Origin of the sequence: Mycobacterium sp. KBS0706 (assembly GCF_005938675.2) — a bacterium.
Classification (GTDB): Bacteria; Pseudomonadota; Alphaproteobacteria; order DSM-16000; family Inquilinaceae; genus Inquilinus.
Map to the genome: position 1 here is coordinate 1 of NZ_VCCH02000031.1, position 25,480 is coordinate 25,480.

The 25,480-nt window shown below is 70.2% G+C and carries 22 protein-coding genes; 19 read left to right on the forward strand and 3 right to left on the reverse strand.

The window, feature by feature from the left end; genetic code table 11:
- The first annotated feature begins 346 nt into the window (after nucleotides 1–346).
- From FFK22_RS17995 to queC, 9 genes are all read left to right on the forward strand, one after another.
- On the forward strand, nucleotides 347–3,253 hold the full coding sequence (locus FFK22_RS17995; protein ID WP_221938677.1) for a 2-oxoglutarate dehydrogenase E1 component: 2,907 nt from the start codon (nucleotides 347–349) through the stop codon (nucleotides 3,251–3,253).
- A 56-nt stretch (nucleotides 3,254–3,309) separates the two neighbouring features.
- Nucleotides 3,310–4,563, forward strand: a complete 1,254-nt coding sequence (gene odhB, locus FFK22_RS18000) for a 2-oxoglutarate dehydrogenase complex dihydrolipoyllysine-residue succinyltransferase (RefSeq protein ID WP_138889320.1) — start codon at nucleotides 3,310–3,312, stop codon at nucleotides 4,561–4,563.
- Between the two features lie 51 nt (nucleotides 4,564–4,614).
- Entirely contained in the window at nucleotides 4,615–5,127 is a 513-nt protein-coding gene (locus FFK22_RS18005; protein WP_138889321.1) for a hypothetical protein, read from the forward strand.
- A gap of 209 nt (nucleotides 5,128–5,336) precedes the next feature.
- On the forward strand, nucleotides 5,337–5,918 hold the full coding sequence (locus FFK22_RS18010; protein ID WP_186002530.1) for a TetR/AcrR family transcriptional regulator: 582 nt from the start codon (nucleotides 5,337–5,339) through the stop codon (nucleotides 5,916–5,918).
- A gap of 121 nt (nucleotides 5,919–6,039) precedes the next feature.
- Nucleotides 6,040–6,495 (forward strand): (2Fe-2S)-binding protein, encoded by a 456-nt coding sequence (locus FFK22_RS18015; protein ID WP_138889323.1) that lies wholly within the window; start codon nucleotides 6,040–6,042, stop codon nucleotides 6,493–6,495.
- A 16-nt stretch (nucleotides 6,496–6,511) separates the two neighbouring features.
- A complete protein-coding gene (locus tag FFK22_RS18020) occupies nucleotides 6,512–8,710 on the forward strand; it encodes a xanthine dehydrogenase family protein molybdopterin-binding subunit (RefSeq protein ID WP_138889324.1) in 2,199 nt (732 codons plus the stop codon).
- 162 nt (nucleotides 8,711–8,872) lie between these two features.
- Nucleotides 8,873–9,505: a 7-carboxy-7-deazaguanine synthase gene (queE, locus tag FFK22_RS18025; RefSeq protein WP_138889325.1), complete on the forward strand. Its 633-nt coding sequence runs from the start codon at nucleotides 8,873–8,875 to the stop codon at nucleotides 9,503–9,505.
- Nucleotides 9,502–9,858 carry a 6-carboxytetrahydropterin synthase QueD gene (gene queD, locus FFK22_RS18030; protein ID WP_138889326.1) on the forward strand — a complete coding sequence of 119 codons (357 nt, stop codon included), beginning with the start codon at nucleotides 9,502–9,504 and terminating at the stop codon, nucleotides 9,856–9,858. The genes queE and queD overlap by 4 nt, the downstream gene beginning before the upstream one ends.
- Nucleotides 9,845–10,573 (forward strand): 7-cyano-7-deazaguanine synthase QueC, encoded by a 729-nt coding sequence (gene queC, locus FFK22_RS18035; protein WP_221938678.1) that lies wholly within the window; start codon nucleotides 9,845–9,847, stop codon nucleotides 10,571–10,573. Before queD ends, queC begins: the two co-directional genes overlap by 14 nt.
- Nucleotides 10,574–10,756: 183 nt before the next feature.
- Here the strand turns inward: queC and FFK22_RS18040 are convergent, their stop codons facing one another.
- Nucleotides 10,757–11,677 carry a LysR substrate-binding domain-containing protein gene (locus FFK22_RS18040; RefSeq protein WP_138889327.1) on the reverse strand — a complete coding sequence of 307 codons (921 nt, stop codon included), beginning with the start codon at nucleotides 11,675–11,677 and terminating at the stop codon, nucleotides 10,757–10,759.
- A 100-nt stretch (nucleotides 11,678–11,777) separates the two neighbouring features.
- On the opposite strand from FFK22_RS18040, the gene betC reads away from it, so the two are divergent.
- Together betC and FFK22_RS18050 are read left to right on the forward strand one after the other, a co-directional pair.
- Nucleotides 11,778–13,364, forward strand: a complete 1,587-nt coding sequence (betC, locus tag FFK22_RS18045; protein ID WP_138889328.1) for a choline-sulfatase — start codon at nucleotides 11,778–11,780, stop codon at nucleotides 13,362–13,364.
- A complete protein-coding gene (locus FFK22_RS18050; RefSeq protein WP_138889329.1) occupies nucleotides 13,337–14,275 on the forward strand; it encodes a choline ABC transporter substrate-binding protein in 939 nt (312 codons plus the stop codon). Before betC ends, FFK22_RS18050 begins: the two co-directional genes overlap by 28 nt.
- Nucleotides 14,276–14,460: 185 nt before the next feature.
- Here FFK22_RS18050 and FFK22_RS18055 read toward each other — a convergent pair whose 3' ends face one another.
- Complete coding sequence (locus FFK22_RS18055; RefSeq protein WP_221938679.1) at nucleotides 14,461–15,300, reverse strand: alpha/beta fold hydrolase; 840 nt, start codon at nucleotides 15,298–15,300, stop codon at nucleotides 14,461–14,463.
- Nucleotides 15,301–15,595: 295 nt separating this feature from the next.
- On the opposite strand from FFK22_RS18055, the gene FFK22_RS18060 reads away from it, so the two are divergent.
- The 5 genes from FFK22_RS18060 to FFK22_RS18080 all read left to right on the forward strand — a co-directional run bounded on the left by FFK22_RS18060 (nucleotide 15,596) and on the right by FFK22_RS18080 (nucleotide 19,740).
- Nucleotides 15,596–16,054, forward strand: coding sequence for a MarR family winged helix-turn-helix transcriptional regulator (locus tag FFK22_RS18060; protein WP_138889331.1), 459 nt, complete (start codon nucleotides 15,596–15,598; stop codon nucleotides 16,052–16,054).
- A 110-nt stretch (nucleotides 16,055–16,164) separates the two neighbouring features.
- On the forward strand, nucleotides 16,165–17,565 hold the full coding sequence (gene lpdA, locus FFK22_RS18065; RefSeq protein WP_138889332.1) for a dihydrolipoyl dehydrogenase: 1,401 nt from the start codon (nucleotides 16,165–16,167) through the stop codon (nucleotides 17,563–17,565).
- Between the two features lie 183 nt (nucleotides 17,566–17,748).
- Complete coding sequence (gene ftrA / locus FFK22_RS18070) at nucleotides 17,749–18,732, forward strand: transcriptional regulator FtrA (RefSeq protein ID WP_306770128.1); 984 nt, start codon at nucleotides 17,749–17,751, stop codon at nucleotides 18,730–18,732.
- A 13-nt stretch (nucleotides 18,733–18,745) separates the two neighbouring features.
- Complete coding sequence (gene thpR, locus FFK22_RS18075) at nucleotides 18,746–19,282, forward strand: RNA 2',3'-cyclic phosphodiesterase (RefSeq protein ID WP_138889333.1); 537 nt, start codon at nucleotides 18,746–18,748, stop codon at nucleotides 19,280–19,282.
- A gap of 38 nt (nucleotides 19,283–19,320) precedes the next feature.
- Nucleotides 19,321–19,740, forward strand: coding sequence for a hypothetical protein (locus tag FFK22_RS18080; protein ID WP_138889334.1), 420 nt, complete (start codon nucleotides 19,321–19,323; stop codon nucleotides 19,738–19,740).
- 6 nt (nucleotides 19,741–19,746) lie between these two features.
- Here FFK22_RS18080 and FFK22_RS18085 read toward each other — a convergent pair whose 3' ends face one another.
- Entirely contained in the window at nucleotides 19,747–20,976 is a 1,230-nt protein-coding gene (locus FFK22_RS18085; protein WP_138889335.1) for a UbiH/UbiF/VisC/COQ6 family ubiquinone biosynthesis hydroxylase, read from the reverse strand.
- A gap of 93 nt (nucleotides 20,977–21,069) precedes the next feature.
- Between FFK22_RS18085 and FFK22_RS43055 the strand changes: the two genes are divergently transcribed.
- From FFK22_RS43055 to FFK22_RS18095, 3 genes are all read left to right on the forward strand, one after another.
- Nucleotides 21,070–21,216 carry a hypothetical protein gene (locus FFK22_RS43055; protein WP_186002531.1) on the forward strand — a complete coding sequence of 49 codons (147 nt, stop codon included), beginning with the start codon at nucleotides 21,070–21,072 and terminating at the stop codon, nucleotides 21,214–21,216.
- Between the two features lie 266 nt (nucleotides 21,217–21,482).
- Complete coding sequence (locus tag FFK22_RS18090; protein WP_138889336.1) at nucleotides 21,483–22,709, forward strand: aminotransferase class I/II-fold pyridoxal phosphate-dependent enzyme; 1,227 nt, start codon at nucleotides 21,483–21,485, stop codon at nucleotides 22,707–22,709.
- The gene (locus tag FFK22_RS18095; protein WP_221938680.1) at nucleotides 22,706–25,375 is read left to right on the forward strand and encodes a DNA translocase FtsK; all 2,670 of its coding nucleotides are present in this window, start codon (nucleotides 22,706–22,708) and stop codon (nucleotides 25,373–25,375) included. Before FFK22_RS18090 ends, FFK22_RS18095 begins: the two co-directional genes overlap by 4 nt.
- Nucleotides 25,376–25,480: the final 105 nt, after the last annotated feature.

The following is a 25,480-nucleotide window of genomic DNA, read 5'->3' on the forward strand; positions in this document are numbered from 1 at the left end:
CGCCTCCCTCGGCAAGACCATGCTCGCGGCGATGAAGGGCTGACCCTCCTTCGCGGACGAGATTCGGCCCCGACCGGTCCTGCCGGTCGGGGCTTTTTCATGTCCGGATCCCTCGATTCTGACCGCCCGTGCCGGTCACGATGTCGCGTTTGCGTTCTTTGCGTGGGAGATCTGTCGTAATGGCGCCGGAAATTGCTCGTTCCGCGCCCGACATACCTTTCATCTCTTGGACTTTCGGCGTAGGTTGCGCGCCACTTGGAGCCCCGTCCCGCGAGGGACCGCCCGGCCGCGGCGTCAACGCGGCCCACCGACCGCCAGGGAAGCGGCCTGAGACAGGCCGTTGGAAATGATGGGTAGCCCGTCGGAACAGAGCTCTTTCCTGTTCGCCCCGAATGCCGATTTCATCGCCGAGCTGCATGAGCGCTACCGGGCCGATCCGGCCGCGGTGGACGAGAGCTGGCGCGCCTTCTTCGCCGGCCTCGGCGAAGGCGAGGCGGAGGCCGACACCGGACCATCCTGGAGCCCGCAGAACGGCGCCGCCCCCGCGGTCAAGCTGAACGGCCTGGGCGAGGCTTTCGGGCTGGAGGCGCCGACCGAGGCGCCCCCGGCCAAGGGCGCCAAGCCCGGCAAGGCGCCCGCCGCCGCCCCGGATGCCGACGCGGTCCGACGCGCCGCCCATGACACGCTGCGGGCGATGCAGCTGATCCGCGCCTACCGCGTGCGCGGGCACCTGCTGGCCGATCTCGACCCGCTGGGCCTGACCGCGCACAAGCCGCACCCCGACCTCGACCCCGCCACCTACGGCTTCAGCGAAGCCGACATGGAGCGGCCGATCTACGTCGCCGGCCAGCTGGGCCTCGACACGCCGACGCTGCGCCAGATCGTGACCCGGCTGCGCGCCACCTATTGCGGCCCGATCGGCGTCGAGTACATGCACATCCAGGACCCGGCGATCCGCGCCTGGATCCAGGAGCGGATCGAGACGATCGAGAACCGCACCGAATTCACCCCCGAGGGCAAGCGCGCGATCTATGAGCGCCTGACCGCGGCCGAGAGCTTCGAGCGCTTCCTCAACGTCAAATACACCGGCACCAAGCGCTTCGGCCTGGATGGCGGCGAGGCGATGATTCCGGCGCTGGAGCAGGTGCTGAAGCGCGGCGGCCAGCTGGGCCTTGAGGAGATCATCGTCGGCATGGCCCATCGCGGCCGGCTGAACACGCTGGCGAACTTCCTGGGCAAGCCCTTCGCCGCGATCTTCTCCGAGTTCCAGGGCAACCCGGCCAACCCGGACGATGTCCAGGGCTCGGCCGACGTGAAGTACCATCTCGGCACCTCGTCGGATCGCGACTTCGACGGCCACACCGTCCATCTGTCGCTGACCGCGAACCCGTCGCATCTCGAATGCGTCAACCCGGTGGTGATCGGCAAGGTCCGCGCCAAGCAGACCCAGCGCCGCGACGAGGACCGCAACGCCGTCCTGCCGCTGCTGATCCATGGCGACGCCGCCTTTGCCGGCCAGGGCGTGGTGGCCGAGACGCTGATGATGTCCGACCTGAAGGGCTATCGCGTCGGCGGCACTGTCCATTTCGTCATCAACAACCAGATCGGCTTCACCACCGCGCCGGTCTATTCCCGCTCGGGCCCGTACTGCACCGACGTGGCGCGGACGGTCCAGGCGCCGATCTTCCACGTCAACGGCGACGACGCCGAGGCGGTGGTGCATGCCTCGCGCATCGCCATCGAGTTCCGGCAGAAGTTCGGCCATGACGTGGTGGTGGACATGTTCTGCTACCGCCGCTTCGGCCACAATGAGGGCGACGAGCCGGCCTTCACCCAGCCGCTGATGTACCGGACCATCGCCAAGCACCCGCCGGTGCGCGAGATCTATGCCCGGCAACTGGTCGCCGAGGGACTGCTGTCGGCCGAGGAGGCCGAGGGCGTCGTCCGCGACTTCCAGAAGCGGTTGGAGGAAGCGTTCGAAGGATCGACCACCTACAAGCCGAACAAGGCCGACTGGCTGGGCGGCGTCTGGTCGGGCTTCACCGCGGCCGACGGCGACGACCGCCGTGGCGCGACGACGGCCCCGGACGCGCTGCTGCGCGAGGTCGGCCGCGCCATCAGCACCGTGCCGCAGGGCATCGCCGTCAACCCCAAGGTCGCGCGCCAGCTGAAGGCCAAGGCGCAGATGGTCGAGACCGGCCGCGACATCGACTGGTCCACGGCCGAGGCGCTGGCCTTCGGCACGCTGGTGGCCGAGGGCATCCCGGTGCGGCTGTCCGGCCAGGATTCCGGCCGCGGCACCTTCAGCCAGCGCCATTCGGTGCTGGTCGACCAGGAGACCGAGGAGCGCTACGTCCCGCTGAACCACATCCGCGAGGGCCAGGCGACCTTCGAGGTGCATGACAGCCCGCTGTCGGAATTCGCGGTGCTGGGCTTCGAATACGGCTATTCCCTGGCCGAGCCGCGGGCCCTGACGCTGTGGGAGGCGCAGTTCGGCGACTTCGCCAACGGCGCCCAGACCATCATCGACCAGTTCATCTCGTCCGGCGAGCAGAAGTGGCTGCGCATGTCCGGCCTGGTGATGCTGCTGCCGCATGGCTATGAGGGCCAGGGGCCGGAGCATTCCTCGGCCCGTATCGAGCGCTACCTGCAGCAATCGGCCGAGGACAACTGGCAGGTGGTGAACCTGACCACCCCGGCCAACTACTTCCATGCGCTGCGGCGGCAGATCCACCGCGACTTCCGCAAGCCGCTGGTGGTGTTCACGCCGAAGTCGCTGCTGCGGCACAAGGACTGCGTCTCGACCCTGGCCGATTTCGGCAACGGCTCGGGCTTCCACCGCGTGCTGGGCGAGACGGCGGAGCTGGTGGCCGGCGAGTCGGTGCGGCGGGTCGTGATCTGCTCCGGCAAGGTCTATTACGACCTGCGCAAGGAACGCGAGGAGCGCGGCCTGAAGGACGTCGCCATCATCCGGCTGGAGCAGATGTTCCCGTTCCCGCGCAAGACGCTGGGCGCGGAGCTGGCCAAGTATCCGAATGCCGAGGTGGTGTGGTGCCAGGAGGAGCCCGAGAACCAGGGCGCCTGGTACTTCGTCGACCGCAAGATCGAGGCCGCGCTGGGCGAGATCAAGCATCGCAGCGCCCGGCCGCGCTACGCCGGCCGGCCCGAGGCCGCGGCCCCGGCCACCGGCCTGCTGCGCCGCCACAACCAGGAACAGGCCAAGCTGGTCGACGAGGCCCTGTCGGCCGGCTGATCCCGGCCAACTGACTCCAACTGGGCCGCCGCCCCGGTCGAAGGAATGGAAACTCTATGAGCGTCGAGATCAAGGTGCCCGCCCTGGGCGAATCGGTGTCCGAAGCCACCGTCGCCCGCTGGCTGAAGAAGCCGGGCGAGGCCGTGGCGGTGGATGAGCCGCTGGTCGAGCTCGAGACCGACAAGGTGACGCTCGAGGTCAATGCCACCGCGGCCGGCGTGCTTGAATCGGTGACCGCCGAGGAAGGTGCCAATGTCGAGGTCGGCGCCCTCTTGGGCAGCATCGGGGAGGGCAGCGGCGCCCCGGCCAAGCCGGCGGCCAAGGCCGAGGCGGCCAAGCCCGCCGCCGCGCCGGCCGCGGCTCCGGCCCCTGCCAAGGCCAATGGCGGCGACGCGCCGATCGCCATGCCGTCGGCGGCCAAGATCATCGCCGAGAACAACCTCGACGCCGGCGCCATCGCCGGCAGCGGCAAGGGCGGGCGCATCCTGAAGGAGGACGCGCAGGCCGCGGCTTCCGGCAGCGCCAAGCCGGCCGCCGCCCCCGCTTCGGGCAGCAGCGTGATCGAGGTCCCCGCCTTCACCCGTCCCGAGAGCGGCCCGCGGCCGAAGAAGGACCGGGAAGAGCGGGTGCGCATGACCAAGCTGCGCAAGACCATCGCCACCCGGCTGAAGCAGGCGCAGAACAACGCCGCCATGCTGACGACCTTCAACGAGGTCGACATGACGGCGCTGATGGCGCTGCGCAACCAGTACAAGGACAGCTTCGAGAAGAAGCACGGCGTGAAGCTGGGCTTCATGTCGTTCTTCCTGAAGGCCTGCATCGTCGCGCTGAAGGAGCTGCCGGCCGTCAACGCCGAGATCGATGGCGACGACCTAGTCTACAAGAACTACTACGACATCGGCGTCGCCGTCGGCACGCCGAACGGGCTGGTGGTGCCGGTGGTGCGCGACGCCGACGCCCTGTCCTTCGCCGAGGTCGAGAAGACCATCGGCGACCTGGGCCGCAAGGCGCGCGACGGCAAGCTGTCGATGGCCGACCTGACCGGCGGCACCTTCACCATCTCCAACGGCGGCGTCTACGGCTCGCTGATGTCGACGCCGATCCTGAACCCGCCGCAGTCGGGCATCCTGGGCATGCACAAGATCCAGGAGCGGCCGATGGCGGTCGGCGGCAAGGTCGAGATCCGGCCGATGATGTATCTGGCCCTGTCCTATGACCACCGCATCATCGACGGGCGCGAGGCCGTGACCTTCCTGGTCCGGGTCAAGGAGTGCCTGGAGGATCCGCAGCGCATCCTGCTCGACATGTGACCTGCAAGAAGGGCACGCTGGGCGTGCCCTTCTTCGTTTCGGAGCCCTGGTTTGATCCGCGCCGCTCTCCTCGCCTTGCCTGTCCTCGCCATCGCGGTACCGGCCTTGGCCCAGGAGGCCGAGGGCTGGGGCACCGGCTATCACATGGGCACGGCCTATGCCGGCCTGACCAATGCCGACGGCGCCCATCTCGGCGTCTATTGCGCCGAGGACATCGCGCCGCAAGGCGCCCAGGCGATCCGCAGCGGCGCCTATGTGCTGTTCTCGCTGCCGCGCAAGCTGGCGCTGGAGGCGAAATCGCTGCCGGTGACCTTCACCGTCGACGGCAAGGCCGTAGCGGTGCCGATGGCGGTGCAGGCCGAGGAGGTCGCGACCAGCTTCGACTGGGGCCCGTCCAAGGCCTTTACCACCGACCAGATGAAGGCGCTGGTCGAAACCCTGCGCCGCGGCAAGGCCCTGACCGTCGGCCTGGCGGAGCCCGCGGTGACCGCTGTGACCGAGCCCTTCACCCTCGCCGGCTCCGGCGCCGCGCTGGAGAACATCCTGGATTGCGCCAAGCGGTGATGCGCCCGTCAGATCGAGCCTCCGGCCTTTTTCGCTGTCATCCTCGGGCTTGACCCGAGGATCCAGTGGCTTTCAAGAGCCGCTCTCGGTGGCCCCTGGATTGCCGGGTCAAGCCCGGCAATGACAGGAGTGGTGGTACGGCACGTGATTCTTGACGTGAGCCCACCGGAGCGGCTAATCACTAGAACGAACGTTCGATCGAGTGCGATGTGTTCCCGGATACCGACAGCAAGCGGTGTGCGATCCTGAAGGCGACGCTGGAGCTGGTGGCGGAGCGTGGCTTCCATGACACGCCGATGTCCCAGGTCGCCAAACGGTCCGGCGCGAGCCCAGGCGTGATCTACCACTACTTCGCCAGCAAGGACGAGTTGATCCGCGACCTCTACAAGGAGGTCAAGGCGGTGAAGGCCCGGGCCATGCTGCAGGGCGATTTCGACGGTGCCTGCCCCAAGGATGCGTTCAAGCACACCTGGCGCAACGCCTACGACTTCTACCGCACCCACCGGCTGGAGGCCCGGTTCCTCGAGCAGTACGAGAACTCGCCCTATCACTGCCCGACCGACCTGCAGGAGCTGGCCAAGGAGGACCAGAACTTCGCCATCCTGGCCCGGCGGCTGGGCTTCGTCGACGGCGGCAGCCCGTTCAAGCCGCTGCCGACGGACATTGTCTACGACCTGTCCTTCGGCCTCGCCGCGCGCCTTGCCCGGCGGGCCCCGGACGAGCCGCTGGACGATGCGTCCCTGGACGACATCGCCGAGGGGTGCTGGCGCGCGATCGCCCGCAACCCGTGAAGTTTTAGCCGAATTAGATCGAACGTTCGATCTAGACCTGAGATCCGCGATCAACGCGGACTATGCCAGCCCCGGCGCGGTGCCCGGTTCCCCGCACCGCATCCAGATTGGGACATCGACCATGGTGAAGCTGAACATCAACGGCGCGGACCACGAGCTCGACATCGATCCGCAGATGCCGCTGCTCTGGGCGCTCCGCGACCATCTCGACATGACCGGCACCAAGTTCGGCTGCGGCCAGGCCCTGTGCGGCGCCTGCACCGTGCATCTGGACGGCCAGCCGGTGCGGTCCTGCCAGACCTTCGTCGGCGATGTCGGCGAGGGCAAGATCACCACCATCGAGGGCGTGTCGGGCAAGGTCGCCGAGGCCGTGCGCGCCGCCTGGACCAAGCTCGACGTGGTGCAGTGCGGCTACTGCCAGTCCGGCCAGATCATGTCGGCGATCGGCCTGTTGAGCCAGACGCCGAAGCCGACCGACGACGACATCGTCTCGGCGATGGACGGCAACATCTGCCGCTGCGGCACCTATCAGCGCATCCGCGCGGCGATCCACGACGCCGCCTCGCAGCTGGCCTGAACCGGGAGGACGAATCATGTTTGCTCAGCCAATCGTCACCCCGGCCGCAGCCGCCGACGACCTCGCCAGGCCGAACCGCCGGTCCTTCCTGAAGGGCGCCAGCGCCCTCGGCGGCGCGCTGGTGATCGCGGCCCATCTGCCGCTCGCCCGCCGCGCCATGGCCGCGACCGGCGACCTCGCCCCCAACGCCTTCGTCCGCGTCGCGCCGGACAGCACGGTCACCGTGCTGATCAAGCAATGCGAGATGGGCCAGGGCGTGACCACCGGCCTGACCACCATCGTCGCCGAGGAGATCGACGCCGACTGGGGCCAGATGCGCTTCGAATTCGCCCCGGCCGACGCCAAGCTCTACAACAACCTCGCCTTCGGCCCGATCCAGGGCACCGGCGGGTCGACCTCGATCGCCAATTCCTGGGACCAGCTGCGCCGCGCCGGCGCCATGGCCCGCGCCATGCTGGTGCAGGCGGCCGCGGCGGAATGGCAGGTTCCGGCCGGTGAGATCACCGTGCAGAAGGGCGTCGTTGCGCATGCCTCGGGCAAATCCGCCCGCTTCGGCGAGCTGGCCGGCAAGGCGGCGGCGCTGACGCCGCCGACGGATGTCGCGCTGAAGGATCCGAAGGCCTTCACCCTGGTCGGCGGGCACGTGCCGCGGCTGGATACCCCAGCCAAGATCACCGGCAAGGCCGGCTTCTCGATCGACGTCCGCCGCCCCGGCCAGCTGACCGCGCTGGTCGCCCATCCGCCGCGCTTCGGCGGCACGCCGAAGAGCGTCGACGACGCCGCGGCGAAGCAGGTGCCGGGCGTGGTCGACGTGGTCACCATCCCGACCGGCGTCGCCGTCGTGGCCAAGGACACCTGGTCGGCGATGCAGGGCCGCGAGGCGCTGAAGATCGACTGGGATTCGGCCGCGGGAGAAGGCCAGTCCACCGATGCGATCATGGCCGGATACAAGGCCATGGCGCAGACGCCCGGCCTGACCGCGGCCAAGCGCGGCGACGCCGCGGCGGCGCTGCAGAAGGCGGCCAAGCTGGTCGAGGTGGAGATCGAGTTCCCCTATCTGGCCCATGCGCCGATGGAGCCGCTGAACGGCGTGCTGGAGCCGACCAAGGACGGCGCCGTGTGGTGGGCCGGGTCGCAGTTCCAGACCATCGAGCAGGCGACGATCGCCGCCATCCTCGGCCTGAAGCCGGAGCAGGTGACGATCAACTCGACCTACACCGGCGGCTCCTTCGGCCGGCGCGCCACCCCGACCGCGGATTACGCGGCCGAGACGGCGATGATCGTCAAGGCCACCGGCGGCAGGGCGCCGATCCACCTGATGCGGACCCGCGAGGACGACATGAAGGCCGGCTACTACCGGCCGATGGCGTACCACAAGGTCCGCGCCGGGGTGGACGCGGCCGGCACTATCAGCGGCTGGGACCACACGGTGGTCGCCAAGTCGATCATGATCGGCACCTCCTTCGAGGCCTTCGCGGTCAAGGACGGCATCGACGCCACCAGCATCGAGGGCGCGTCGGACACCGCCTATGCCGTGGCCGACCTGACGGCAACGGTGCACAACGCCAAGGAGGGCGTGCCGGTGCTGTGGTGGCGCTCGGTCGGCCACACCCACACCGCCCATGCGGTCGAGACCGTGGTCGACGAGCTGGCCCATGCGGCCGGAAAGGACCCGGTCGCCTTCCGCGCCGCGCTGCTGAAGGACCAGCCGCGCCATGCCGGCGTGCTGGCGCTGGTGGCGGAGAAGGCGGGCTGGGGCCAGCCCCTGCCGGCCGGGTCGGGCCGCGGCGTCGCCGTGCACCAGTCCTTCGGCAGCTATGTCGCCACCGTGGCCGAGGTCTCGATCAAGGACGGCGCGCTGAAGGTGGACCGGGTGGTGGCGGCGGTGGATTGCGGCATCGCGGTCAACCCGGACGTGATCCGGGCCCAGGTCGAGGGATCGGTCGGCTTCGCCCTCTCCGTCGTCCTGCGCAACAAGATCACGCTCAAGGACGGCGAGGTCGAGCAGGCCAATTTCGACACCTATGAGCCGACCCGGATGTCGGAGATGCCGAAGGTCGAGGTGCATATCATGCCGTCGACCGAGGCGCCGACCGGCATCGGCGAGCCGGGCGTGCCCGGTCTGGCGCCGGCGATCGGCAACGCGGTCTTCGCCGCGACCGGCCAGCGCCTGCGCTCGCTGCCGCTCGACCTGTCGAAGCTGACCAGCACCTGATCCGTCCGGACTGGAAGGATCCCGAGGCCCGTGCCCACCGGCGCGGGCCTTTTTTTGTCCGCGGCAATTCGCGCCTGACCGGCGCGGCGAAACCGGCTAAAACCGCGCCGCGCGGCAACGGCCCCGCTGTGGGGCCGCCTGGAGCCACGCCGGACCAGCGTGATGGGCTACGTCGTCAAAGAAATCTTCAAGACCCTGCAGGGCGAGGGCCGCCATGCCGGGCGGGCCTCGGTGTTCTGCCGCTTCGTCGGCTGCAACCTGTGGACCGGCCGCGAGCAGGACCGGGCCGAGGCGGTGTGCCGCTTCTGCGACACCGATTTCCTGGGCACCGACGGGCCGGGGGGCGGCCGCTTCGACGGCGCCGAGGCGCTGGCCGCGGCGATCGAGGCCTGCTGGAACAGTCCGGCCGCGGACCGCTTCGTCGTCTTCACCGGCGGCGAGCCGCTGCTGCAGCTGGACCGCGCTTTGCTGGACGCCATCCATGCCCGTGGCTTCACCGCCGCGGTCGAGACCAACGGCACCATCGATCCGCCGGCCGAGCTGGACTGGGTCTGCGTCAGCCCCAAGGCCGGCGCACCCCTGGCCGCCCGCCGCGGCGACGAGCTGAAGCTGATCTATCCCCAGCCGGAGCTGCTGCCCGAGGCGGTGGCGGATCTCGACTTCACCCATTTCTGGCTGCAGCCGATGGACGGGCCGGACCGCATCGCCAACACCGAGGCGGCGGTCGCCTATTGCCTGTCGCACCCGCAATGGCGGCTGAGCCTGCAGACCCACAAGCTGATCGGGATTCCATGAGGATCACCCAGGCCTTCACCTTCGAGGCGGCGCACCGGTTGCCGAATGTGCCGGCGACGCATCGCTGCCACCGGATGCACGGCCATTCCTATCGCGTCGAGCTGCGGCTGGAGGGGCCGGTCGATCCCGAGACCGGCTTCGTCGTCGACTTCTTCGACGTCGAAGCTGCTTTTGCGCCGATCCTGGCCCGGCTGGACCACTACTGCCTGAACGAGATCGAGGGGTTGGAGAATCCGACGGCCGAGCACATCGCCATCTGGATCTGGGGCCGGGTGCGGCCGACGCTGCCGCTGCTGGCCGCCGTCGCCGTCTACGAGACCCCGAACTGCTGGGCCGAATATGATGGCCGGTGACCAGGGCGAGCGGGGCGCCGCCGAGGGCGCGCTGGTGCTGTTCTCCGGCGGCCAGGATTCGGCCACCTGCCTGGCCTGGGCGCTGGAGCGCTTCGGCCGGGTCGAGACCGTCGGCTTCGATTACGGCCAGCGCCACCGGGTCGAGCTGGACGTCCGTCCGGGCATCCTGGACGCGATGCGCCGCCGCTTCCCGGAATGGGCCGGGCGGCTGGGCGACGACCACGTGCTCGATCTCTCGGTGCTCGGCCAGGTCAGCGACACGGCGCTGACCCGCGACGTCGAGATCGCGATGCAGGACAACGGCCTGCCCAACACCTTCGTGCCCGGCCGCAACCTGGTATTCGTGACCTTTGCCGCCGCTTTGGCCTATCGTCGCGGCCTGCGCCACCTGGTCGCCGGGGTCTGCGAGACCGATTATTCCGGCTATCCGGACTGCCGCGACGACACCATGAAGGCGATGCAGCTGGCGCTGAACCTGGGCATGGAGACGCGTTTCGTGCTGCACACGCCGCTGATGTGGATCGACAAGGCCGAGACCTGGCGCCTGGCCGAGAGCCTGGGTGGCGAGGCACTGGTCGACCTGGTCCGCGACCAGACCCACAGCTGCTACCGCGGCGACCGCAGCCGGCGTCACGACTGGGGCCATGGCTGCGGCGAATGCCCCGCCTGCGCCCTGCGCGCCGAAGGCTGGCGCCGGTTCCGGGCCGCGCCCTAGGCCCGCTCGACGGCGCGGTCCGAGCCCCTCACCCTCCCGTCGCCAAACGCGACGGGCCCCTCCCTCTCCCCGAGGAGAGGGGAATCGGAGCCGCGACCCATTCACCTCTCCTTGGGGGAGAGGTCGAAATCGCATCGCGATTTCGGGTGAGGGGGCGGCTCCGGCCCATCCACTGATCTGGGATCAGCCCGGCCGGCGTCCCGCGGCCTCGGCCACCAGCCAGTCGCGGAAGGCGGCGCGCAGCGGGTCGGGGCGGTCGGCCAGGGGCTGGGCCAGGAAATAGCCGCGCTGGGTGCGGTACGGCGCCGGCAAACAGGCGACCAGCTGGCCCGCCGCCAGCAGGTCGTCGACCAGCGGCCGCCAGCCCAGCGCCACGCCCTGCCCGGCCAGGGCCGCCTGCAGCACCAGCGGGTAATTGTTGAGGCGCAGCGACCGGCCGCGGGCCGCGCCCTCCACCCCCTGCCCCCGGAACCAGCCGGCCCAGTCGAGCCAGCGCGCCGGGTCCGGGCTGTCGAGATGCAGCAGCGGCTGGTCCAGCAGGTCGGCCGGCGCGGCGAGGCGCGGCAGCCGCGCCAGCATCCCGGGGCTGCAGATCGGCACGACGCTCTCCGGGAACAGCCGGTCGACGGTGCAGCCGGGCCATCGCCCGGGCCCGAAGGCGATCACCGCGTCGACCGCGCGGTCGCGCGGGTCGATCACGTCCTGGCTGGCCAGGATGCGGATCTCGACCCCGCCCAGCGCCGCGCGCAGCTGCTCCAGCCGCGGCAACAGCCAGTAGGTGGCGAAGGCGAAATCGGTGGCGACGGTCAGTCCGCCCGGGTCGCGCGCCTGGCGGATCTCCGCCGCCGTGTCGGCGATGGCGTCGAGCGATCGGGTCACCACCTGCAACAGCCGCTCGCCCTCTGCGGTCAGGGCGACGCCGCGGTGCAGCCGCCGGAACAGGGCCGCGCCCAGCCGCGCCTCCAATGCGGCGATCTGATGGGAGACGGCCGGCTGGGTGGCCCCGAGCTCGCGCGCCGCGGCGCTGAAATTCGACAGCCGCCCCGCGGCCTCGAAGGCCAGGAGCGCCGGCATCGGCGGCAGGTCGCGACGGCGTGTTGCCATAAGCAGGGATAATACCTCTATGAACGGCCGCGGTCTTCACGATCCTGCCGGTCGCCGCCACGCTGTCCGCACAGACCTATAAAATGGGGAGAGGCCCATCGTGGCAGCGGCACGGCGACCGAACATCCTGATCCTGATGGCGGACCAGCTCACCCCCTTCGCCCTGCCGGCCTATGGCAATGCCGTGGTGCAGGCGCCGGTGATCGCCGGGCTGGCGCGGGACGGGGTGGTGTTCGACGCCGCCTATTGCAACAGCCCGCTGTGCGGCCCCTCGCGCGCGGTGTTCATGTCCGGCCGGCTGCCCTCGGCGATCGGCGCCTATGACAACGCCGCCGAGTTCCCCTCCGACATCCCGACCTTCGCCCATGCGCTGCGGGCCCTGGGCTACCGCACCATCCTGTCCGGCAAGATGCATTTCTGCGGCGCCGACCAGTTGCACGGCTTTGAGGAGCGGCTGACCACCGACATCTACCCGGCGGATTTCGGCTGGACCCCGGACTGGGACCGGCCGGAGGCGCGGCCGAGCTGGTACCACAACATGTCGTCGGTGATCGACGCCGGCCCCTGCATCCGCACCAACCAGCTGGATTTCGACGACGAGGTGGTGTTCGCGGCCGAGCGCCGGCTGTACGACATGGCGCGGACCGGCGACGGCCGGCCGTTCTGCCTGACCGTGTCGCTGACCCATCCGCACGACCCCTTCGCCGTGCCGGAGCGGTACTGGAACCTGCATCGCGACGAAGACATCCCGCTGCCCGAGGACGCGCCGGCCGACGACCCGCATTCCCGCCGGCTGCGCGCGGTGTGCGAGCTGGACCGGACGCCGATCACGCCGGAGCAGACCCGCCGCGCCCGGCGCGCCTATTACGGCGCCATCGCCTATGTCGACGAGCAGTTCGGCCGGGTGATGGAGGCGCTGCGCCGCACCGGCCTGGCCGAGGACACGGTCACCATCCTGATCTCCGACCATGGCGAGTTCCTGGGCGAGCGCGGCCTCTGGTACAAGATGAGCTTCCTGGAGGGCGGCAGCCGCATCCCGCTGATCGTGCATGCCCCCGGCCGCTTCGCGCCGGGCCGGGTCGGCGCCGCCGTGTCCTCCGCCGACCTGCTGCCGACCCTGGTCGACCTCGCCACCCCGGATGGCGCTCCGGCCCATCCGACGCCGCTGGACGGGCGCAGCCTGCTGCCGCATCTGGCCGGCACCGGCGGGCACGATCTGGTCCTGGGCGAATACCTGGCCGAGGGCGCGGTGGCGCCGATCGTGATGATCCGCCGCGGCAGCTGGAAGTTCATCCACAGCCCGGCCGACCCCGACCAGCTCTTCGACCTCGCCACCGATCCGGGCGAGCGGCTGAACCGCGCCGCCGACCCGGCCGAGGCCGCCCGAATCGCGGCCTTCCGGGCGGAGGTGGCGGCGCGCTGGGACCTGCCGCGTCTGCGCGACCAGGTCCTGGAAAGCCAACGGCGGCGGCACTTCGTCGATGCGGCGCTGCGCCGGGGCGCCCTGCATGGCTGGGACTGGCAGCCGCGGCAGGACGCCACCCGGCAATACATCCGCAACCACATGGATCTCGACGACCTGGAGGCCGCCGCCCGGTTCCCGCGCGTCACGCGCGGCCAAGACACCAATAAGGACGACAACAACAGGGAGACCGAACCATGGCGCGCCTCATCGCCCTTGCCCTGACCGGACTGCTGCTGGCGGCAACGCCGGCCGCGGCGGCCGATCCCGACGCTTGTGCCACCGTGCGCATGTCGGATCCGGGCTGGACCGACATCACCTCGACCAACGGCGTGCTGGGCACGCTCCTGGAGCCGCTGGGCTACACCCAGAAGGTGGAAACCCTGGCCCCGCCGGTCACCTTCGAAAGCCTGAAGAACAGCCAGATCGACGTCTTCCTCGGCAACTGGATGCCGGCGCAGAGTCGCTTCATCGAACCGCTGACGGCTGAGAAGGCGATCGAGGTGATCCGCCCGAATCTCGACGGCATCCGCTTCACTCTCGCGGTCCCGGCCTATGTCGCCGAGGCCGGGGTGAAGGATTTCGCCGATCTGGCCAAGCATGCCGACCAGTTCGGCCGCAAGATCTACGGCATCGGGCCGGGGGCGCCGGCCAACCAGAATATCCAGAAGATGATCGACACCAAGGATTTCGGCCTGGATGGCTGGACCCTGGTCGAATCGAGCGAGCAGGGCATGCTCAGCCAGGTCGACCGGGCGGTGCGGCGCAAGGAGTGGATCGCCTTTCTCGCCTGGGAGCCGCATCCGATGAACTCCCAGTTCCAGATCGCCTATCTCAGCGGCGGTGACGCCTATTTCGGCCCGAATTACGGCCGTGCCACCGTCTACACCGTGACGAGGCGAGACTTGTCGAAGAATTGCCCCAATCTCGCCCGGCTGCTGTCACAGCTGACGTTCACGGTCGATATGGAAAACCAGATCATGGGGATTCTGGGCGAGGGGTCGGACGGCAAGGCAGCCGCTGCGCAATACCTCAAGGCCCACCCCGATCTTCTGTCCGGCTGGCTGGCCGGCGTCACCACCCGCGACGGACAGGATGGCCTCGCCGCCGTTCGCGCCGCGCTCAACAAGGGCTGAAGGAGCCCGCGACGCATGTGGACCGTGATCCGGGGCTGGATCGATCAGCTGTTCAAGCCGCGCTACCGTCCGGAGCGGCACTACATGCGTGGGCGAACCTCCGGCAGCGGCTCGCGCTGAATCGTCGACAGGCTCGGCTTCGAAACGGGCGGCGGGGTCGGTGACCCCGCCGCCCGCACCGTTTCTCAGCCCTTGATGAAGGCCAGCAGGTCCGGGTTGAGCACCTCAGCATGGGTGGTCAGCATGCCGTGCGGGAAGCCCTTGTAGACCTTCAGCGTACCGTGCTTCAGCAGCTTGACCGAGAGCGGCGCCGAATCGGCGAACGGCACGATCTGGTCGTCGTCGCCATGCGCAACCAAGGTCGGCACCTCGATCGCCTTCAGGTCCTCGGTGAAATCGGTCTCCGAGAACGCCTTGATGCAGTCGTAATGGGCCTTGGCGCCGCCGATCATGCCCTGGCGCCACCAATTGTCGATCACGCCCGGATAGACCTTCGCGCCCGGGCGGTTGAAACCGTAGAACGGGCCTTCCGGCACGTCGCGGTAGAACTGCGCCCGGTTGTCGGCCAGGGCCTTGCGGAAGCCGTCGAACACCTCCAGCGGCAGGCCGCCGGGATTCTTCTCCGACTTCACCATCACCGGGGGCACCGCGCTGACCAGCACCGCCCTGGCCACGCGGCCGTTGCCGCCATGCCGGGCGACATAGCGCGCCACCTCGCCGCCGCCGGTCGAATGGCCGATATGGACGGCGCCCTTCAGGTCGAGATGCGCCACCAGCTGCGCCACGTCCGCGGCGTAGGTGTCCATCTCGTTGCCGGTGTCGGTCTGGCTGGACCGGCCATGGCCGCGTCGGTCATGGGCGATCACGCGGAAGCCCTGGCCCAGGAAGTACAGCATCTGGGCATCCCAGTCGTCGGCGCTGAGCGGCCAGCCATGATGGAACACGATCGGCTGCGCGTCGCGCGGGCCCCAATCCTTGTAGAAGATGTTGGTGCCGTCCTTGGTGGCGAACAATCCGCTGCTCATGGTGCTGTCTCCCGATGTTGGGCGTGAAGGCGCGGCGCCGGTCTGCGCCAGGGAAGAATGCGGCAGGGCCGCCGCGGCGGCGAGTCCAACCCCCGCCGCCAGGACGAGCCGGCGCGAAATTCCGTCCGTCCCGTGCTCGCTGTGGTCCATCTGCGGCTCCATGGATTATCGCGATATTCATTATCACGATAATGATATGAGTATCCGATCGCCTCGCCGACGTCCAGCTATATCTTAGCGTGATATCATTTTTCGTGATAAATGTGATCGCCCATCAGGAACAGGAGGGCGCCGCATGCCCCTGCCGAAGGACCGCCCGCTCGCGCTCGACGAGCAGATCTGCTTCACGCTGTACCGCACCAACATCGCCATCAACCGGACCTACAAGCCGATGCTGGACGCGATGGGCATCACCTATCCGCAATACCTCGTGCTGAACGTGCTGGGGGAGGAGGACGGCCGGACGATCGGCGCCATCGCCGCCCGCCTCGCCCTCGAGTCGAGCACGATCACGCCCCTGGTGAAGCGGATGGAGGCGGCCGGGCTGGTCAGCCGCCGGCGCAGCCCGGGCAATGAGCGCGAGGTCCAGGTCCGGCTGACCGGGGCGGGCCGCGCGCTGTTCGCCCGCAGCCAGTGCCTGGGCGAGGCGCTGCTGGGGCGCTCCGGCCTGACCTTGCCGCAGCTCGACGCCCTCAACCGCCAGATCCAGGCGCTGACCGCCGCCCTCGACGACCGGCTCGGCCGGCCGGAGTGACGCGCGGCCCGCGGCCCGCCGCCGATGGCAGCTGCCCGCTCGACGCAGTTGCAGCACGGCGCCGGCTCATGCAGTTTGCGGCCAACCTTCCGGCAAGCTGAGTGCGAGCGATGACCGAACCCACCGCCACCTATGACGTGATCGTGATCGGCTCCGGCCCCGGCGGCTATGTCGCCGCCATCCGCGCCACCCAGCTGGGGCTCAAGACCGCCTGCGTCGAGAAGATGCCGACGCTCGGCGGCACCTGCCTGAACATCGGCTGCATCCCGTCCAAGGCGCTGCTGCACGCGTCGGAGAAGTTCGAGGAGGCCGGGCACGCCCTGGCCGCCTTCGGCATCAAGGTGGCGGGGGTCGAGCTCGACCTGCCCGGCATGATGGGCCACAAGGACAAGGTGGTGAAGGCCAACACCGACGGCATCGACTTTCTGTTCAAGAAGAACAAGATCGATCGGCTGCTCGGCCACGCCCGCTTCACCGCCAAGGACCGGGTCGAGGTCGAGGGCAAGACCTACGCCGCGAAGAACTTCATCATCGCCACCGGCTCCGACTCGACGCCGCTGAAGGGCGTCGAGACCGATGAGACGCGGATCGTCACCTCGACCGGCGCGCTGTCGCTGCCGGAGGTGCCGAAGCATCTGGTGGTGATCGGCGGCGGCGTCATCGGGCTCGAGCTCGGCTCGGTCTGGTCCCGCCTCGGCGCCAAGGTGACGGTGGTGGAGTTCCTCGACCGCATCCTGCCGACCAATGACGGCGAGGTGTCGAAGCAGATGCAGCGCATCCTGGCCAAGCAGGGCATGGCGTTCAAGCTGAGCTCGAAGGTCACGGCTGCGCAGAAGACCGACACCGGCGTGACCCTGACGGTCGAGCCGGCCAAGGGCGGCGACGCCGAGACCATCGAGGCGGATTACGTGCTGCTGTCGATCGGCCGCCGGCCCTATGTCGAGGGCCTCGGCCTGGACGCGGCCGGCGTGGAGCTGGACGAGCGCGGCCGGATCAGGACCGACAAGCATTTCCGCACCAATGTCGAGGGCATCTACGCCATCGGCGACGTCATCGCCGGGGCGATGCTGGCGCACAAGGCCGAGGACGAAGGCGTGGCCGTGGCCGAGATCCTGGCCGGCCAGGCGGGCCATGTGAACTACGACGCGATCCCGAGCGTTGTCTACACCTGGCCCGAGGTGGCCTCGGTCGGCCGCAGCGAGGAGGAGCTGAAGCAGGCCGGCGTGGCCTACAAGGCCGGCAAGTTCCCGTTCCTGGCCAATGGCCGGGCCCGGGCGATGAACGCGACCGACGGCTTCGTCAAGATCCTGGCCGACGCCACGACCGACCGGGTGCTGGGCGTGCACATCATCGGCGCCGAGGCCGGCACCATCATCGCCGAATGCGTGCTGGCGATGGAATTCGGCGCCTCGGCCGAGGACATCGCCCGCACCTGCCACGCCCACCCGACCCTGAACGAGGTGGTCAAGGAAGCGGCGCTGGCGGTCGACGGCCGGCCGATCCACATCTGACGGCTGACGGCCACTCCTTTCACCGTCATGGCGAGCCCCGAAGGGGCGTGGCCATCCAGGGCCACTCGCACCGGCCCCCTGGATGGCCACGGCGCTGCGCGCCTCGCCATGACGGTTCAGGATTGGCGCGAGTCGTCGTCAGGCCCTGGAAGCGTCGGGACGCCCATCCTTGACGCTGCGACCATGATCGCGTTCCCATCGCTCATGACCCAGCCGCCGCCGAACCGCAGCGTCGCCGTGCTCGCCTATGACGGGCTGTGCACCTTCGAGTTCGGCGTCGCGGTCGAGGTGTTCGGCCTGCCGCGGCCGGAATTCGCCGACTGGTACCGCTTCACCGTCTGCGCCGCCGAGCCCGGGCCGCTGCGCGCCATCGGCGGCATCCAGGTCCAGGCCGAGGCCGGGCTGGAGGCGCTGGAGCAGGCCGGCACCATCGTCGTGCCCGGCTGGCGCGGTATCCGCAAGGCCCCGCCCGAGCCGCTGCTGGCCGCGCTGCGCCAGGCCCATGACCGCGGCGCCCGGCTGGTCTCGATCTGCTCCGGCGTCTTCGTGCTGGCCGCCGCCGGCGTGCTGGCCGGCCGCCGCGTCACCACCCATTGGCGCTATGCCGAGGCCCTGGCCGCGCAGTATCCGGACATCCGGATCGTGCCCGACGTGCTGTATGTCGACGAAGGCCAGGTGCTGACCTCGGCCGGCAGCGCCGCCGGGCTGGATCTATGCCTGCACATCGTGCGGCGCGACTGGGGCGCGCGGATCGCCAACCAGGTGGCGCGGCGCCTGGTGGTGCCGCCGCATCGCGAGGGCGGCCAGGCGCAATATGCCGACCGGCCGGTGCAGGTCGAGGAGCGGCCGCGCCTGGCCGCGCTGTTCGACTGGGCAAGGCGCCACCTGGCCGAGGACCTGCCGCTGGAGCGGCTGGCCGACCAAGCCGGGATGAGCCTGCGCACCTTCCTGCGCCGATTCCGCGATGCCACCGGCACCACCCCGGCGGAGTGGCTGGTCGGCGAACGCCTGGCGCTGGCCCGCGAGCTGCTGGAGACCACCGCCCTGCCGGTCGAGCGCATCGCCACCGAATGCGGCTTCGGCTCGGCCGACACGCTGCGCCACCATTTCCGCCGTCGCCTCGCCACCAGCCCGGCCCGCTACCGCGCCGGCTTTGCCCTCGGTTGAGCCGAGGATCGCCATGCTCCGCCTCTTCATCGCCATCGCCATCCCCGCCGCTTTGCGGCCCCGCCTGATCCTGCTGCAGGGCGGCGTGCCCGGGGCACGCTGGACCAACGCGGCCGATTTCCACCTGACCCTGCGCTTCATCGGCGAGGTCGACACGCTGGAGGCGGAGGAGATCGACCAGGCGCTGCACGCCATCGCCGCCCCCGGCTTCAGCCTGGCGCTGGACGGGGTCGGCCGGTTCGGCACCAAGCGCGCCGCCTCGACCCTGTGGGCCGGGGTGGCGGCAGAGCCGGCGCTGAATTTCCTGCACGCCAAGATCGACCGTGCCCTGGTCGCCGCCGGCCAGCCGCCGGACGACCGCAGCTACGCCCCGCACGTCACCCTGGCCCGGCTGCGCCAGGCCCCAGCCGAGCGCGTCGAGCGCTGGCTGCTGGAGCACGGCCCGTTCCGCGCCGAGCCCTTCCCGGTCGACGCCTTCCACCTGTACCAGAGCCATGTCGGCCGCGAGGGCGCGGTGTATGAGATCCTGGAGAGCTATCCTCTGACATAGCCCTTCGGATCGACGGCGGCAGGGATCGGAAATTGGACATGGACGACGTCATCCGGCTTTCTCTCTATCTGCCGGAGTACTTCTTCTCCTCGATCCGCTGGCCGTTCCTGCTGGGGTCGTTCACGGCCGTTCCCGCCCTGGGCGTGATCTGCCTCGCCGTGGGATCCGTCCTGGGGCTCGTCCGGCGAAATCCGCGCCTGCTCGTGTTCCTGATCCCGGTCGCGGTCAGCCAAGCCCTCGTCGTGGCCGCCGGCCTCTTGGGAGAGCCGGGATTCTGGGGAGCCGACGGGGGGATCTACACCATCTTCCTGGTGCTGCAGATCATCCTTGCCGGCGCTCTGTTCTCCCGCTCACAGGGCGCCATGCTGGCGGCGGCAGCCCTGGCCCTGTTTTCATTCGCCTACGCCTTCGCTGCGATCGTCGTCGCGGCGACGGCCTTCCACGTCCCCACGCCGTAGCGGATTTCAGGTCCCCCGCCGCGACCCCAGCCCCATCGCCTGGCGCATGAAGAAGCGCTTCACCGGCGGCAGGCGGCCGACGGCGGCGAGGCCGAGGTCGCGGGCCAACTGCACCGGGGCCAGGTCGGTCGAGAACAGCCGGTTCAGCCCGTCGGTCGCCAGGATCATGGCGACATTGTCCGGCCGCCGCGCCTGCTCGTAGCGCTGCAGCATCGTGGGATCGCCGAGGTCGAGGCCGAGCCGGCTGCGCTCGACCAGCAGCTCCGTCAGCACGGCGATGTCACGCAGCCCGAGATTGAGCCCCTGGCCGGCGATCGGGTGGATGCCGTGCGCCGCCTCGCCGATCAGCGCCGCCCGCCGGGCGCCGTAGCGCCGGGCATGGATCACCCCGAGCGGATAGGTGAAGCGCTTGCCAAGCAGCCGCACCGGCCCCAGCCAGTCGCCGACCGTGGCCTGCAGCGCCGCGTCGAAGGCGGCGACCGGCCGGTGCACCAGGTCGTCGGCGGTGTCCGGATGCTCGGTCCAGACGATCGAGGAGCGGTGGTTGCCCTCGGCATCGTCGGTCATCGGCAGCACGGCGAAAGGCCCGGCCGGCAGGAAATGCTCGACCGCCACGCCCTCATGCGGCTCGGCATGCGCCATGACGCAGACCACCGCCTTCTGCCGGTAGGCGAAGCTGCGCGCCGGGATGCCCAGCTGCTGCCGGGTGAAGGAGCCGCGGCCGTCGGCGCCGATCACCAGGTCGGCCCGCACCACCCTTCCGTCGGCCAGGGTCACCGCGGCGTGGCCGGTGCCGGTCTCGACCGCCACCATCTTGGCCGGGGCGACATGGCGCACCGCCGGCAGGGCGTCCAGCCGCTCGAACTGCGCCAGCCGCAGCAGCCGGTTCTCGACGATGTGGCCGAAGGGGGCGCCGTCCGACTCGCCGGCCATCTCCTGATGGTCGAAATGCAGGAACACCGGGGCGCGGCCGTCAGCGATGCGGATGTCGAGGATCGGCTCGGCCTGGTCCGCCACCGGGTCCCACAGCCCGGCCGAGGCGACGATCCGGCGCGAGCCGTAGGACAGCGCAGTGGTGCGGCCGTCGAATGTCGGCAGGGTGCGGGTCGCCGCCGGCTCCTGGTCCAGGATCACGGTGTCGATGCCGGCCTGGCCGAGGGCCGCCGCCATGGTCGCCCCAGCGAGGCCGCCGCCGACCACCACGACCTGGGCGCGCAGTGAAGTGCTGTCGTTCATGGCGCGCAGCATCGGAGCGCGGAGTCGCGCTGTCCAGTGGCGGCGTGTCACATCAGCCGATGCCAGGCCGCCGTTTCGTGTTAGGATTTCGGCATGGTTCGGATTCTTCTCCTATTCGCCCTGGTGCTGGCCGCGGGATGCTCCGAGCGGCGGGGCGTCGGCGTCGCCGCCGGCGGCAGCTGGGGCTCGTCCGGCGGCGCCGGCAGCATGATGTCGCTGTCGATCCCGTTCGGCCTCTGAGCCCCGGCAATATCGGGTCGCGCACCGATCCTGATTCGTTCATGATTCGTCCGAGCGTTCTCCAACCGTGCCGGACCGGCCACACCGTGGCCGGAAAAGCGCGCCGGACCGGCCGGCCGGCGACGCCGGATTTGACAGGAGAGGTCAGAAGACCGGATAAAGTAATTGGAATCTAAGAGCTGTTTCGCGGCGGCACCGGCCGCCGGAAGCGAGGGATGAGGCCGGCGACAGCTGGCCCGACGCGGCATAGGGTGTTGCAGAAGAGCATGCGGGGCGGCCGACTCAACGAGGCATTGGAACGGCTCGCGGACTATCCGTTCGCGCGGCTGGCGACGCTGTTGTCCGGGATCACCCCGCCCGAGGGGGTGGCGCCGCTGGCCATGTCGGTCGGCGAGCCGCAGCATCAGCCGCCGGCCTTCCTGGCCGAGATCCTGGCCGCCAATGCCGGCAGCTGGAACCGCTATCCGCCCGTCGGCGGCACCCCGGCCTTCCGCGAGGCCTGCGCCGGCTGGCTGCAGCGCCGCTTCAACCTGCCCGACGGGCTGGCCGACCCGGCCCATATCCTGCCGCTGTCCGGCACCCGCGAGGCGCTGTTCCTGGTCGCCGAGCTGGCGGTCGATCACCGGCCGGGCGCCAACCAGGTGCCGGCGGTGGCCCTGCCCGACCCGTTCTACGCCCCCTATGAGGGCGCCGCGGTGATGGCCGGGGCCGAGCCGGTGTTCCTGCCGGCCGGGCCCGCCACCGGCTTCCTGCCCGATCTCGACGCGCTGGAGACCGACTCGGCGCTGCTGGCACGGCTGAAGCTGCTGTATCTGTGCAACCCGACCAACCCGCAGGGCGCCGTCGCCCCCCGGGACTATCTCGATCGCGCCATAGGCCTGGCCCGGGCGCATGGCTTCATCCTGGCCGCCGACGAGTGCTACGCCGAGATCTACGACCGCGATCCCCCTGTCGGGGTGCTGGAGGTCGCTGCCGGCCGGGACGGCGGGTCGCTGGACAACCTGCTGGTGTTCCATTCGCTGTCGAAGCGGTCGAACGCGGCCGGGCTGCGCTCGGGCTTCGTCGCCGGCGACCCCGCGCTTGTCGCCGCCTTCCTGCGGCTTCGCAGCCATTCCGCCGCCGGCATGCCGCTGCCGATCCAGGCCGCTTCCGCCGCGCTGTGGGCCGATGACGCGCATGTCGTCGAGAACCGGGCGCTGTACCGGGCCAAGTTCGACGCCGCCGAGTCGGCGCTGGGCGGGCGCTTCGGCTTCCGCCGGCCGGAGGGAGGCTTCTTCCTGTGGCTCGATGTCGGCGACGGCGAGGCCGCCGCCCGCCGGCTGTGGACCGAGGCCGCGATCCGTACCCTGCCCGGCGGCTACATCACGCGCCTGGACCGGCCGGAGATCGGCCGGCGCTGGCTGCGCATCGCCGTGGTCCACGACACCGAGACGGTCGGGCGCGCCCTGACCCGGCTCGGCGAGATCCTGTCCCGATCCGAGGCGGCAGAATGACGATGGCCGGCACCTCCTCCCGTCGCACGGCGGTGACGCGCAGCTCCGGCCGCGCCGCCTCGAGCAAGCGCTCCTTCCTGCCGCCGGTGGTGCAGGAGTTCCTGCGCAACCGGGTGCGCGAGCTGAGCGGCTTCGCCATCGCCGTGTTCGGTTGCGCCCTCCTGGTCGCGCTGGTCAGCTACGCCCCGACCGACCCGTCCTGGAACACCGCCAAATCGGGACCTGCGGCCAACCTGCTGGGCCGGCCCGGCGCGATTTTCGCCGACCTCCTGATCCAGACCCTGGGCCTCGGCGCCTTCCTGCTGGCCGTGCTGCCGCTGTTCTGGGCCTGGCGGCTGATGCGGCACCAGCCGCTGGACCGGGTGTGGTGGCGCGTCACCAGCCTGCTGTTCGGCGTGCTGTTCCTGGCCGCCGGCCTGTCGCCGCTGCCGGCGATCGAAGGCTGGGCCGAGCGCAACACGCTAGGCGGCTCCGTCGGGTCGATGATCCTGAAACGGATCTCGGACACCGTGATCATGTCCGCCGGGCCGGTCGCCACCTTCTGGCTGGCGCTGGCCACCGGCGCCGTCGGCCTGTTGCTGGTGCTGGTCGCGCTCGGCCTGTCATCGACCGAATGGCACCGCGTCGGGTCCATCACCGGCGCCGGCGCCCGCACTGGCGCATCGCTCACGGGATCCGTGCTGCGCGCCTTCGGCCGGGTGCTGCAATGGCTGGGCCTGCGCACGCTGCACGGCGCCGGCACCGTCGCCTCCAGCATGATGCGGCGAGAGCCCGCGCCCGAGGCCCCGGCCGCCTTCGCCATGCCCGGGGCCGGCCCGGCAGCGCGACCGCGCTTCGCCCGCGCCAGCCCGCCCGGGCCGCGGATCGCCGATCCGGAGGCCGAGTCGGACGAGGATCATCCGCCGTCCCGCCCGCCGCTGATCATCGGCGGCGGCCGCACCGAACCCGATCTCGACCTGCCCGAGGAGGAGGACGACGACCTGATCGACCTGCCCTCGCTGCGCCCGGTCGAGGAGTCGCCGCGCCGTCCCGCCGGCCCGACTCCCGCCGCCGCGCCGCCCCAGATCTCGCCACAGCGCGTCGCCCCCGCGGCGATCGAGCCGCCGCCCCGCCGCCCCGCCACGCCGCCGCGCCAGACCAGCTTCGAGCTGGCGCCGCCCGACACCTATGAGCTGCCGTCGCTCGACCTCTTGACCATGCCGGACCCGACCAAGCGGCCGGCCGTGGCCGACCCGCGGGTGCTGGAGCAGAACGCCGCGGCACTGGAGCAGGTGCTGAGCGATTTCGGCGTCCGGGGCTCGATCGTGAAGGTCAATCCCGGCCCGGTGGTCACGCTGTACGAGCTGGAGCCGGCGCCCGGCACCAAGTCCAGCCGCGTCATCGGCCTGGCCGACGACATCGCCCGGTCGATGAGCGCCGTGTCGGTGCGCGTCGCAGTGGTGCCCGGACGCAACGTCATCGGCATCGAGCTGCCGAACCAGAAGCGCGAGATGGTGCTGCTGCGCGAGCTGCTCGGCTCCGACCAGATGGACAAGGCCGGCTCGAAGCTCGGCCTGGTGCTGGGCAAGGACATCGGCGGCGGCCCGATCATCGCCGACCTGGCGCGCATGCCCCACCTGCTGGTGGCCGGCACCACCGGCTCGGGCAAGTCCGTCGCCATCAACACCATGATCCTGTCGCTGCTGTTCCGGCTGCCGCCGGACAAGGTGCGCTTCATCATGGTCGACCCGAAGATGCTGGAACTGTCGATCTACGAGGGCATCCCGCACCTGCTGGCGCCCGTCGTCACCGACCCGAAGAAGTCGGTGGTGGCGCTGAAATGGGCGGTGCGCGAGATGGAGGACCGCTACCGGTCCATGTCCAAGGTCGGCGTCCGCAACATCGAGGGCTACAACCAGCGGCTGCGCGAGGCCAAGGCCAAGGGCGAGGTGCTGACCCGGCGGGTGCAGACCGGCTTCGACCCGGACACCGGCAAGCCGATCTTCGAGGACCAGCCGATCGACCTGACCGAGCTGCCCTACATCGTCATCATCGTCGACGAGATGGCCGACCTGATGCTGGTGGCGGGCAAGGACATCGAGGCGCTGATCCAGCGCCTGGCGCAGATGGCGCGCGCCGCCGGCATCCACCTGATCATGGCGACGCAGCGCCCCTCGGTCGACGTCATCACCGGCACGATCAAGGCGAACTTCCCGACCCGCATCAGCTTCCAGGTCACCTCCAAGATCGACAGCCGCACCATCCTCGGCGAGGGCGGGGCCGAGCAGCTGCTGGGCCAGGGCGACATGCTGTACATGGCCGGCGGCGGCCGCATCACCCGCGTGCACGGGCCCTTCGTCTCCGACGGCGAGGTCGAGGAGACGGTGCGCCACCTCAAGGCCCAGGGCGAGCCGGCCTACAACGACTCGGTGCTGGAGGACCAGGAGGACGGCGGCGGCTTCGATGCGCTGGCGCTGGACGGCGAGGGCGGCTCCGGCGACGACCTGTACGACCAGGCGGTGGCGCTGGTGGCGCGCGAGCGCAAGGCGTCGACCAGCTTCATCCAGCGCCATCTGCAGATCGGCTACAACCGCGCCGCCCGGCTGATCGACCGGATGGAGCAGGAGGGCGTGGTCAGCCCCGCCAACCATGTCGGCAAGCGCGAAGTGCTGGCCGGGAATCACTGAGGCGTAGGCTGGGTTCGCAGGGGCGAGCCCAAAGCCCCATCCACACTCCTACACTGTCATTCTCGGGCTTGACCCCCGAGGATCCAGGGGCTTTCAGGGCAGCTC

What these genes read in the sequence shown, in the direction of transcription:
- FFK22_RS17995 (WP_221938677.1), top strand. Translation starts at nt 347, where the DNA reads ATGATGGGTAGCCCGTCGGAACAGAGCTCTTTCCTGTTCGCCCCGAAT.
- odhB (WP_138889320.1), top strand. Translation starts at nt 3,310, where the DNA reads ATGAGCGTCGAGATCAAGGTGCCCGCCCTGGGCGAATCGGTGTCCGAA.
- FFK22_RS18015 (WP_138889323.1), top strand. Translation starts at nt 6,040, where the DNA reads ATGGTGAAGCTGAACATCAACGGCGCGGACCACGAGCTCGACATCGAT.
- FFK22_RS18020 (WP_138889324.1), top strand. Translation starts at nt 6,512, where the DNA reads ATGTTTGCTCAGCCAATCGTCACCCCGGCCGCAGCCGCCGACGACCTC.
- queE (WP_138889325.1), top strand. Translation starts at nt 8,873, where the DNA reads ATGGGCTACGTCGTCAAAGAAATCTTCAAGACCCTGCAGGGCGAGGGC.
- queD (WP_138889326.1), top strand. Translation starts at nt 9,502, where the DNA reads ATGAGGATCACCCAGGCCTTCACCTTCGAGGCGGCGCACCGGTTGCCG.
- queC (WP_221938678.1), top strand. Translation starts at nt 9,845, where the DNA reads ATGATGGCCGGTGACCAGGGCGAGCGGGGCGCCGCCGAGGGCGCGCTG.
- FFK22_RS18040 (WP_138889327.1), bottom strand. Translation starts at nt 11,677, where the DNA reads ATGGCAACACGCCGTCGCGACCTGCCGCCGATGCCGGCGCTCCTGGCC.
- FFK22_RS18050 (WP_138889329.1), top strand. Translation starts at nt 13,337, where the DNA reads ATGGCGCGCCTCATCGCCCTTGCCCTGACCGGACTGCTGCTGGCGGCA.
- FFK22_RS18055 (WP_221938679.1), bottom strand. Translation starts at nt 15,300, where the DNA reads ATGAGCAGCGGATTGTTCGCCACCAAGGACGGCACCAACATCTTCTAC.
- FFK22_RS18060 (WP_138889331.1), top strand. Translation starts at nt 15,596, where the DNA reads ATGCCCCTGCCGAAGGACCGCCCGCTCGCGCTCGACGAGCAGATCTGC.
- lpdA (WP_138889332.1), top strand. Translation starts at nt 16,165, where the DNA reads ATGACCGAACCCACCGCCACCTATGACGTGATCGTGATCGGCTCCGGC.
- ftrA (WP_306770128.1), top strand. Translation starts at nt 17,749, where the DNA reads ATGATCGCGTTCCCATCGCTCATGACCCAGCCGCCGCCGAACCGCAGC.
- thpR (WP_138889333.1), top strand. Translation starts at nt 18,746, where the DNA reads ATGCTCCGCCTCTTCATCGCCATCGCCATCCCCGCCGCTTTGCGGCCC.
- FFK22_RS18080 (WP_138889334.1), top strand. Translation starts at nt 19,321, where the DNA reads ATGGACGACGTCATCCGGCTTTCTCTCTATCTGCCGGAGTACTTCTTC.
- FFK22_RS18085 (WP_138889335.1), bottom strand. Translation starts at nt 20,976, where the DNA reads ATGAACGACAGCACTTCACTGCGCGCCCAGGTCGTGGTGGTCGGCGGC.
- FFK22_RS43055 (WP_186002531.1), top strand. Translation starts at nt 21,070, where the DNA reads ATGGTTCGGATTCTTCTCCTATTCGCCCTGGTGCTGGCCGCGGGATGC.
- FFK22_RS18090 (WP_138889336.1), top strand. Translation starts at nt 21,483, where the DNA reads ATGCGGGGCGGCCGACTCAACGAGGCATTGGAACGGCTCGCGGACTAT.
- FFK22_RS18095 (WP_221938680.1), top strand. Translation starts at nt 22,706, where the DNA reads ATGACGATGGCCGGCACCTCCTCCCGTCGCACGGCGGTGACGCGCAGC.